At 38.6% G+C, this 10,353-nt stretch carries 13 protein-coding genes; 1 reads left to right on the forward strand and 12 read right to left on the reverse strand.

The window, feature by feature from the left end; genetic code table 11:
* Positions 1-28: 28 nt before the first annotated feature.
* The 12 genes from surE to P9M13_10265 form a co-directional block, all read right to left on the reverse strand.
* Entirely contained in the window at positions 29-787 is a 759-nt protein-coding gene (gene surE / locus P9M13_10210) for a 5'/3'-nucleotidase SurE (protein MDP8263656.1), read from the reverse strand.
* A 194-nt stretch (positions 788-981) separates the two neighbouring features.
* Positions 982-2,112 carry a hypothetical protein gene (locus P9M13_10215; protein MDP8263657.1) on the reverse strand — a complete coding sequence of 377 codons (1,131 nt, stop codon included), beginning with the start codon at positions 2,110-2,112 and terminating at the stop codon, positions 982-984.
* Positions 2,113-2,147: 35 nt separating this feature from the next.
* A complete protein-coding gene (dtd, locus tag P9M13_10220; GenBank protein ID MDP8263658.1) occupies positions 2,148-2,594 on the reverse strand; it encodes a D-aminoacyl-tRNA deacylase in 447 nt (148 codons plus the stop codon).
* A gap of 132 nt (positions 2,595-2,726) precedes the next feature.
* Entirely contained in the window at positions 2,727-2,975 is a 249-nt protein-coding gene (locus tag P9M13_10225) for a zinc ribbon domain-containing protein (GenBank protein ID MDP8263659.1), read from the reverse strand.
* 26 nt (positions 2,976-3,001) lie between these two features.
* Positions 3,002-4,021 (reverse strand): MlaD family protein, encoded by a 1,020-nt coding sequence (locus P9M13_10230; GenBank protein ID MDP8263660.1) that lies wholly within the window; start codon positions 4,019-4,021, stop codon positions 3,002-3,004.
* Positions 4,022-4,075: 54 nt separating this feature from the next.
* Positions 4,076-4,858, reverse strand: coding sequence for an ABC transporter ATP-binding protein (locus P9M13_10235; GenBank protein ID MDP8263661.1), 783 nt, complete (start codon positions 4,856-4,858; stop codon positions 4,076-4,078).
* Between the two features lie 200 nt (positions 4,859-5,058).
* Positions 5,059-5,868, reverse strand: a complete 810-nt coding sequence (locus P9M13_10240) for an ABC transporter permease (GenBank protein ID MDP8263662.1) — start codon at positions 5,866-5,868, stop codon at positions 5,059-5,061.
* A gap of 111 nt (positions 5,869-5,979) precedes the next feature.
* Positions 5,980-6,318, reverse strand: coding sequence for an STAS domain-containing protein (locus tag P9M13_10245; protein MDP8263663.1), 339 nt, complete (start codon positions 6,316-6,318; stop codon positions 5,980-5,982).
* A 68-nt stretch (positions 6,319-6,386) separates the two neighbouring features.
* Entirely contained in the window at positions 6,387-6,848 is a 462-nt protein-coding gene (locus P9M13_10250; protein ID MDP8263664.1) for an ATP-binding protein, read from the reverse strand.
* A complete protein-coding gene (locus P9M13_10255; protein ID MDP8263665.1) occupies positions 6,845-8,149 on the reverse strand; it encodes a SpoIIE family protein phosphatase in 1,305 nt (434 codons plus the stop codon). The genes P9M13_10250 and P9M13_10255 overlap by 4 nt, the downstream gene beginning before the upstream one ends.
* A gap of 36 nt (positions 8,150-8,185) precedes the next feature.
* A complete protein-coding gene (gene sixA / locus P9M13_10260; GenBank protein MDP8263666.1) occupies positions 8,186-8,683 on the reverse strand; it encodes a phosphohistidine phosphatase SixA in 498 nt (165 codons plus the stop codon).
* A gap of 53 nt (positions 8,684-8,736) precedes the next feature.
* A complete protein-coding gene (locus P9M13_10265) occupies positions 8,737-9,897 on the reverse strand; it encodes an AAA family ATPase (GenBank protein ID MDP8263667.1) in 1,161 nt (386 codons plus the stop codon).
* Positions 9,898-10,058: 161 nt separating this feature from the next.
* Between P9M13_10265 and P9M13_10270 the strand changes: the two genes are divergently transcribed.
* The coding region (locus tag P9M13_10270) for a hypothetical protein (protein MDP8263668.1) at positions 10,059-10,353 on the forward strand (295 nt) is incomplete at its 3' end.

A 10,353-nucleotide genomic window follows, 5' to 3' on the forward strand; every position in this document is an offset into this window, starting at 1 on the left:
CCACCGCCGCGATGGTATCCTACTGGATTTACTTTTTTATCTTCCATTGGGATAGTTTTTCCATGAATTTATAATCTGTAAGATCATAATGGAGAGGGGTGATAGAAACATAATTCTTTTTAGTGACCGCAAGATCGCTTTCATCAGTGTCTTCAACCTCAACGAGCTCTCCCGAAAGCCAAAAATAGGTTCTTTCGCTAGGATCAGTACGTTTATGCAATACTTCTGCAACACGGGAATTGCCCTGTTTGGTAATTTTAACGCCTTTTATTTCGGCTTCGGGCACCGTTGGCACATTAACATTGAGCAAGGTTCCTGAGGGCAAACCATTCTGATGGGTGGTTATTGCCAGTTTTTTGGCAAATTTAGCGGCATAACTAAAATCATCAGCTTCGTGAGAGGTGAGTGATACAGCAATTGAGGGAACACCGATAATGGTTCCTTCAACAGCGGCAGAAACCGTCCCGGAATATATGACCGATAATCCAACATTCGGTCCCTGATTAATTCCTGAGACTACAATATCCGGCATTGAATCCATTAACACTCTTAAGGCAATTTTTACACAATCCGCCGGAGTGCCACTTACCGCATAGCCGGAAAAACCCTCTTCCCTTTCAACTTTTTTTACCCGTAGAGGTGATGAAAGCGTAATGCCATGACCCGTTGCACTCTGTTCGGTTAGCGGGGCAACAATGACCACCTTGCCTAACGATTTAAGTTCTTTATACAAAGCAAAAAGTCCGTCAGCATAAATACCATCATCATTTGTAAGAAGAATTTTCATATATTATATCCTCCATGTAAATTTCAAGAAACAAATACCAATTTCCAAATAAACTTTAAGCTATAAGCTGTAAGCTTTAAGTTGTAAGAAAAACCTACAAATTCGAAATACTAATGTTTAGAAAAAAAATACTGTTGATATCTGCAAAATCCTTTAAAGCAACACTCACCAAAAACCGCATAACACACAACGCGTTATCGCAAACCGCTATTGAGCCTCTTACGCTCATTCTCTGCTTCGATCAATCGTTCCCAAAACAGCTCTTTATCCGAAGTGCTGCTTGCATATGCGGTAATATATTTATCAATAACGCTCATAAGACTTTTATCGCCTTCAAATTTGAGTTTTAAAAGCATCGGATACGCCTGCATCAGTTTTCTCCGAGCAATTTCCTTCGTACAGCACGGTTTACAAGACCTCAGACCTGTCATATAGAGATTCTCTTCTTTTACAACACCGCCGATGGATACTTTAACCGCTAACGCATCGTTAAGCAGTTCTAACGTATCTTGAAACCCCATTCTTGGAAAATTTAATGAGATCCTTTCCGGTTTACGTAAAGTATTTGTAAGACGCTTACGGAGAGCTTCATCATACTTAAAATCTCCATAATACATATCTTCAAAGACACATTTCCACCCTTCGTTTTCATTCAATGATGCAACAAAGAGTTTAAACCGTTCTTTTCCTCTCTGGAGATGTAATAGATAATCAACAAGAAAAGCTGTTTGACACCCCAAGAGTTCGGTTTGTTCACTCGTGTATCTACCGGAACCGGTTCCGTACAATTGCTCAAGCTGCATGGGTTTACCTTTCATAAAACCGCCCCGGGTAACATTTTCATAAACATCTGCGGTTTTTGGATCAAGGTAAAATACAATACCCCGGACAAGCCACTGAGGAACATGTTTTTGGTTTACACTTTGCGTACTGGCCTGACCAATCCCAGATTCTGTAATAAGTATATGTCTTATAACTTCAGGAACAATCCCTTCCCAAAAATAGTTCCCCGTAAGTGGAATGTCTACAGAACGGACTAACGTGCCTTCGCTAAGCTTTAATTTTGTTTTTTTCTCATTTATACTGTTACTAATATGTATTTCAAGCGGTACGTGCCAGTTCTGTTTCCATCCAAAACTGTTAAAAAATTTTTCTCTCACTGTTTCCAGCTCTGATGCCACGACACTTGCCAATTCCTGATCCGGTGCCTGGACAACAAAGTTTTTATTGTAACTTTTTACCGTAACCATATCGGTTGCGGCATACACACTAAATATGGCACATACATAAAATGCAATTAACCCTATAAAAATCTTATATTTCATATATCCTCTTAGAAGCAACGTTCCTTCTACTTTTCTTATCGATCATTTGAATCCAGCATAATTGTTACCGGACCATTATTCTCTAATGACACTACCATAGATGCTGCAAACTCACCTGATAGAATTGTCTGACAATATTCTTTTATCCGCTCAATGAATAATTCATAATACTTTCTAGCTTTTTCCGGCTCAGCAGAAGAATCGAATCCCGGGCGACGGCCTTTTGAACAATCAGCATACAGCGTAAATTGTGACACGACCAAAATCTGCGCCCTGGCATCAACACATGAGATATTCATCTTACCATCCGCATCATCAAATATTCTCATATGCGGAATTTTTTTAACAAGCCATTCTATATCTGCTTCTGTATCAGTTTTAGAAACTCCCAAGAATATGAGCAACCCTGAATCAATAGCGGCTATTTCTTTTTTCGCTACTGTTACAGCTGCTTTGTTAACCCGTTGAATAAGCGCTCTCATAACCCCGTTGTTCGTATCTAGTATTTCGTGTATCGCTTAAAGATAAAATACGAGAGATTTATAAAAATCCCTCGCTATTATTAAAAACTAGTCATCTCGCAAACCGCAAAGCACTTACCGAAAACCGCATTATTACTTTTTATCACAGTCTTTATTACAGCCGCCTTTATTGGGGCAGGATGGAGTTTCACTTTTTTTTGGACTTCGGTAATCCGTAGCATAAAAACCGGAACCTTTAAACACTATACCGGAACCTTTTCCAATGAGACGCTTCACCTTCTGATCGCATTCGGGACAACGCTCAAGTGGCGCGGCAGTAATACTCTGGAATTCTTCAAACAAAAACCCGCATTTAGTGCATTCATATTCATACGTTGGCATACTTCTTTAGCTCCTTCTACTGCATTTTAGAAAAATGGCGGAAATATCTTTTTATTTTCTTTCTTTGTGTCGCTTTTAACCTGATTAACTGGTTGTTTCTGTTCTTCTATTTTTTCTACCTTCTCTTCTTTCTTTTTTTTGCGATCCTTAAAATATTTGTCTGTAGTCTCTTTCCAGAACAACCGCCACGGCTCACGCTTCACAACTTCGGTAAATTGATTTGCATTCTTTATTGTCGAACTGATATCCGTTTGATTATCAGCAATAATCTCATCAACACGTTTAACAACATCTCGCAGATCAGCCATTATCTCACGAGCCTTCACTTTAATATCTGTAGACATCTCTTCTATATTATCAACTGAGTTTTTTATCCCATCCTTGTTCTCGAGAACAACCTGATCAACGTTCTTGGTGAAATTCTGAAACTTTACGATAAGATCAGATGTATCATTCAGGACTTTCTGCACTTTACCGCTCTGTTCAATCTGTACGACGATCTTTTTAATTTTAGCAAACGACACCTTCGCATCTGCTACCATCGATCGCGCTTCTACAAATATTTCTCTTAACTCTTTACCGAGCTGTTCAATATTAAGCTCGTTTAAGACATTGTTTATTCTTTCTATGAGCATTACCATATCTGTCGGATCAATACCGCGCATCGTGGCATTATTTTTGAGCGTGGCAGAACTTGCAGAACCCGGAGTAATACTAACGAATTTCTCCCCAACAAACCCCGAACTTGTTATCGTCACTTTAGAGTCATTCTTAAGCGGTACATATTTTTTGACGCTTATTCCGAGATCAACAACGGTTTTTTTGCCGTTTTGGATCTTTATCCATTCTACTTTACCAACATTCACTCCGGCATATTGTACCGGAGCATTTACCATAAGACCGCTTAAATTGGTAAATGATACCGTGTAATAGTAGTGTTCTGATTTCGCTTTAAAATTAGTCACATTAAAAAGCAGAAAACAGAGAATAAGAAAACTCACAACAACTAAAGCACCCGCTTTAATTTCTTGCCTGTAATATTCCATAGCGATTATCCTTTGTGATAGTTTATCTATTTATTTTTGTAACGCAACAGTATTTTAGCCCATTAGGCTGTTTAAATAATCCGCACTCGATCTCTTAAGCGGTATTGGGCCATCTGCCCCACCGGTTATAAACTGCTGTACGATAGGGTTTTTCGAGTTCTTTATTTCATCAGGTGTACCTACTTCTATGACTTTACCTTCATACAACATTGCCATTCTATCTGCAATTCTAAATGCGCTTTTCATTTCATGTGTTACCACAACAGATGTCATGCCAAGTTTTTTCGAAAGATCAAGTATGAGTGTATCAATAACACCGGCAGTGATCGGATCTAATCCCGCGCCCGGTTCATCATAAAATACGATCTTTGGATCAAGCGCTATTGCTCTTGCCAACCCCACTCTTTTTTTCATACCACCACTTATCTGGGACGGTTTTAGATCTTCAAATCCTGTAAGTCCTACAAGCTCCAGCTTGATCTTTACTATTATACTAATAATATCTTCATTCAAATTTGAGTGTTCGCGTAAAGGAAGTGCAACATTTTCACCAACGGTAAGAGAATTTAAAAGCGCACCGCTTTGGAAAAGTATCCCGAACTGTTTTCTTATTTCATCAAGTTGACTTTCCCTCATCCCAACAATATTCTTCCCATCAAACAGCACTTCACCTTGATCTGGAGTGTAATATCCTACCAAAATACGAAGGAGCGTACTTTTACCGCAACCACTACCTCCCATGATAACCATAATCTCGCCTGTCTTTATCTCTAGATCAATGTCAGAGAGAACAGGTCGATCATCAAATTTTTTCATCAAATTTTTTATTGTTATCATCTTCTCTACCCAATGTATTTCAAACTATTATTCATGCACCTTGTTTTCAATCTAGAAATCTACTAGATTTCTTTGCTCGCATTAATTGTGCTCATCCCCCCTAGATTTCTTGGGCTCCGCCCCAGAAATCGTGAAGCAGGGGGGATAGTTCGACTATGTACAATTCACTTGCCCTTCGGGGAGTGACTTGTACAGTCTCACTAAATAAACACAAAATAAAATAATGCGGTAAAAAAGCAATCCGCAGCAACAACGGTTATGAGTGAACACACCACCGATACCGTCGTATATTTTCCAACCCCTTCAGCTCCACCCTCAACAATAAACCCATAGTAACAGCCGACCATGCAGATAATGATCGCAAATGCAACGCTCTTAACCATTCCGGTAACAATATCTTTAAGCTGTAAAGCCATAAGTGACTTATCGATATAATACGCTGATTCAATGCCAAGCTGAAATTTTCCAATAACAAATCCGCCTATCATACCCATCACATCGGATATAACCACCAGACACGGCACCATAATGATCATTGCTAAAAGTCGTGGAGAGATGAGATAACGTACAGGATTGATCGCCGAAGTTTCAAGCGCCATGATTTCTTCAGATACCTTCATAGTACCAAGCTCAGCGGTAAATGACGCTCCCACACGGCCGGAAATAACAATAGCGGTCATCAAAGGACCGAGCTCGCGTGTAAACGCTATAGCGGTAAAACTTGATATTAAGCTTTCACTGCCGAACTGGCGCAGCTGATATGCTAGAAGCATCGCCATGGTAAGACCAACAAAGAATGATATAACGATCACAATAACCAGAGAATGAACCCCTGTATCAATCATTTGAGTGACTATATGACTGCGCTTAACAGGTTTTTTTCTGAATGGCCCAAAAATAATCCAATAGAATGATTCTACGGTAAGCTGGGTAATGCTGGTAACATGCCTTAAGAAACTAATAATCTTTCGGCCAAAAAAACCAAGTAATCCCGTAAAGATGTTTTTCACAAAAATATCCCTTTGTTACTACGTTCGCTTTGCGTGATAAAAAAACATGATTATTTATTCTTTGGTTAGCTCTAGACTATATCATTACTTAGACATGAATCATATAAAAACTTATGATCTTTTACTGAAGAGGTCTGCTATATCTTTATATATAGCAAAAACAGATTCGAGACGTGCTATCTCAAATACATGCTTCACAGACTCTGATAGTCCCACTAACGCAATCTCTCCATCTACTTTTTTCAGTTTCTGCATCGCTTCAATAAGTGTCGCAACACCCGAACTGTCAATATAACTGACTTTAGATAAATCAACTACGATTTTAACCTTTTTGGTCTTAGCCTGAGACAACAATTCTTTTCTGATGTCAGGAGACGAATACAGATCTATCTGTCCGTCAACAGTAACTATATTCCATCCATTTTCTTCTCGCACATTCAATGTAATCATTATTTCACCTTGCCAGATATTGTACCATTCTAAAAATCAATGTACATAAAAAAATAACCACACATTGTTCAATCTGATTTCTTTTTATTTTTTACAGCTAACGGCTTCTCTTTTTTCTCTGTATATTTCACCAGTTTGAGCTCTGTTCCCACATCAGGAGTAACATCATACTCTACCTCATCCATAAACTTCTTTATAAAGTGTACTCCTAGTCCTCCTGGCCGCACATCTTTCAGTTTTCTTGATTTTATTTTCTTAACATCAACCTTGTCGCCAAAATCTTTAATAACAATCTCTAATCTGTCCGTATAGACATTGAGTTTGATTATTACTTTTTGAGAATAATTATTCTTATAGCTGTATTTAATAATATTAGTAAACGCCTCTTCTACTGCAAGCGCAATACAGGTAATAACTTTTTCTTCAAAATGCATGGTGTATGCAATCTGAAATATCGCCGCACGTGTCACGCACAAGTATTGAGGATGGCTCGGTACGGTAAGTTCAATTGTCCCAGTCGGTTTTTTCATACTTTTCCTGCCTTAAGCGCTATAAGCGTAATATCATCATGCTGAATGGCATGTTGAGAGTAATTCATTATATCACGCAAGATAGTATTTACCATCTTTTTTGCAGTACCGTCAGTTTGCTTAAATTTACTCATAAGCCTTTCAATACTGTATTCATTTTTCAGCCTGTTTCGCGCCTCAATAACACCATCGGTATACAAGAGCAGTTTCTCTCCGGGTAGTATTGATTGTACTGTATAATTATAAGTCATATCCTCTAATACCCCTACCGGAGGATGATGTGAATTACTTTTTATTTCCGTAACCGTATTTGCGCTATCCATATACAGCGGATCGTGATGGCCCGCATTCACAAAGGTGAAATTTTTCCCGGAAATATCATATATCCCGAGTAACACTGTTGCGAACATACCCATTGTGCTTTCACGGTGTAGACGGCTGTTCAGTTCGCAAAGAATAACCGCCGGATCTTCTTCTGAGGCAATCAGCGATCTGAAATCAGTTATTATTTTTATCATGTAGAGCGCAGCAGGTATTCCTTTTCCTGATACATCACCGATAAAGATTGCGAGGCGATTCTTGTCCAATTTCACAAAATCATAAAAATCACCACCGATCTCTCGTGCAGTAATGTTTTTTGCGAAGACACCGCCACCGCGTATTGCAGGAAAACTGTTCAATAAAAAGTTTTCCTGTATTTGTTTTGCAATGGTCAGTTCTTGTTCCATACGCTGTGTTTCTATGAGACTTTTAACCATGCGGGCATTTTCTATTGCTACTGCTGCACTATCAGAAAAAGCGATCAGAAGTTTTTTATCATTTTCATCAAACCCATCCTTACCCTTAGGATTAAGAACTTGTATAATACCGATCACTTTATTTTTTACCAACAAGGGCACACATACCATTGACCGGGTCACAAACCCAGTTTTCTTATCAGCTTTCGAGAAAAAGCGGGGATCCTTTGTCACATCAGGGATGAGTACCGGCTCATTATTCTCGGCAACCCATCCGGCAATACCTTGTCCCATCTTCAGACGGAAGAGCTCCTTAACCTGTGCTCCTTTCTCACCACGGCTTATCTCAAAGACTAGTTCATTGGTAGACTCATCAATAAGCATGAGTGAACTCGCTTCAGCACTCATAACTTCTTCTGAGATACCCATAATGTTTTGGAGGAGCTCCGAAAGGTCGAGCGTAGAATTAAGCATAGCATTAATTCTGATAAGACAGGAAAGATCAGAAACCTGATCTTTGAGTTCCTTTACTTCGTTATTTTGGGATAGTGTCTGACTAGTCATAAACGTATACAGTATACACAAAAGAGGAATAAACGGTTATATTTTTTTTGCTGCTGAAGGGGTAATATACAGTATCATTTTCTGCTGATCTCCGGTAAGAGATCCTTCCACTTCGATAACTGCAATAGCGCCTTTAGAAAACGGCATTTCAGCGGAAACATTTCCAAGAAGCAATTTCGACATGAGGTCCCCCATAAAAGGCTGATGACCAACAAGTGCAATGCACTCTTTCTCAGAAAAAGCATCATCAAGTTTCTTTAAAAGCCGATCGATTCTGCCCGAAGGAACCAGATCATCTTCTGTTTCAATAATTTCTCTCGATACATCAAGCATATAGGTAAGTGAGTGTGCTGTCTCCTGAGCCCTAACATACGGGCTTACCAATATGCTATCCGGTTGAAACCCGCAACTCTTAATCACTCGTGCGGTAGACTTTATCTCATCAAATCCGGTCAGTGTGAGCGTCCGGTCATTATCAGTCATTCCCGGTTTCGTATTTTCACTATCACCATGACGAATTAATAGTAAATACATATTACCTCCTAAATCTATATTTATAACTACTAAAAAATACTACTTTGGTAATATCAGGAAAAGAAACGAGATGCTGACACTCTATAGGCATTCTTCTTTTCCATTTTACAGACCCCATCCTCCCGACATATTTGAAGAAACGGGATATTTCCTAACACGGTTTGTGTTCGATAATGGTGAGGAGAAATGAACCCATCAGAATATTTTGTTTCAATAAGAAGCCATGGATCATTATTTTTTAAAATAAGAAAGTCTGTTTCCTGTTTTTGTTTGTTTCTAATATAATACAATGAGTATCGATCACCGGACATATCCATCCACAAGTGCAAGCGTGTCATAATTTCAACAGCAACATAATTCTCAAATCTTCTCCCCGGGTCTCTAATAAGTGCCCAATTATAAAGATAACATTTAGGTGCTTTTAACAATGATCGTTTAATATTCTTCGAATATGGTGATATTTTGAATGCAAGATAAAAATCTTCTAACCGTTTAATATAGTTTTTAATTGTTGGATTGCTCAGTTCAAGATGTGATGCCAATGAAGATTCTGACAACGGACTACCTACCATCTCCGGCAACAAGTTATACAAATCGTACAGGTGCTCATTATCGATAATCCTCGTAAGCGCCCTGATATCTTCAGTTATGACTGTATTAGTGTACTCTTGTGACCACTTTGCATAAAACACCCTTGACTGTTTTAAGAAAGGTTCAGGAAAGCCACTATACTCTAGCAGGTCAGATAATTCATTCCTTGTTCTGACTTTTTTATCAATTTTTCTCAGAATAAGATCTATTCCAGACTCGGGAATAGAATGTGATATATCCTTGGGGCTAACAAGTTCTTCTAATAACAATGGAAAGAGATGGAAAGTAAAATATCTTCCAGATAAACTATCCCCAGCTCTTTTAAACAGATCAAGTTTTGCCGAACCAGTCACGATGAATTTATAATGATCTGATACACTATCAAAAATTGCCTTTAAGGCATTTTTCCATTTAGGAATCTTATGAATCTCATCAAAACAAACCCATTGTTTGTTTTTTGTAGGAGGGCTATCTTCTGTAAAGAATAGCTGATTACCTTTATATCTATCACGAACGGACCTAAGATCCCACAAATAGTAAAGCGCTTGCGAATGTTCCCTTTTAAGCTTTAACTTTGACAAAGTAGTTTTACCAGATTGGCGAGGACCAGTGATAAACCTCATTTGTCTTCCCCACTCACCAGAAAACGCTGTTTTGTATAAAGCTCTTTCAATCATATTGACAATATATAATATATGTTTAATATAGTCAAACTATTTTAAGTATATGTTTAAAATAGTCATAACGCTAAAAAAGGAAAGAGTTCGGGCATTGGGAAATAGACTTGATTGTCGGCCCTGCTGGATCGAAAGCGGCTTTGCTAACCTTGGCAGAGCGCAAGACTCGCAAACTTATAACCCGCAAGATTCCAAACAAAAAGAAGAGTTCGGTTCCGCGCGTTATCAATGGTATCGAAAGGGGTATCAATGAAAACATCAACAGGATTATCCGCCGATTCATTGCTAAGGGCAGAAAGATAGAAAAACTGACACAATCAACCATTCAGACTATAGAAAACTGGATTAATAACTACCCACGCAAGATACTAAATTTTCAATCTGCTCAACAGGGGTTTGAAA

This window comes from Candidatus Ancaeobacter aquaticus, assembly GCA_030765405.1.
GTDB classification, from domain to species: domain Bacteria; phylum Auribacterota; class Ancaeobacteria; order Ancaeobacterales; family Ancaeobacteraceae; genus Ancaeobacter; species Ancaeobacter aquaticus.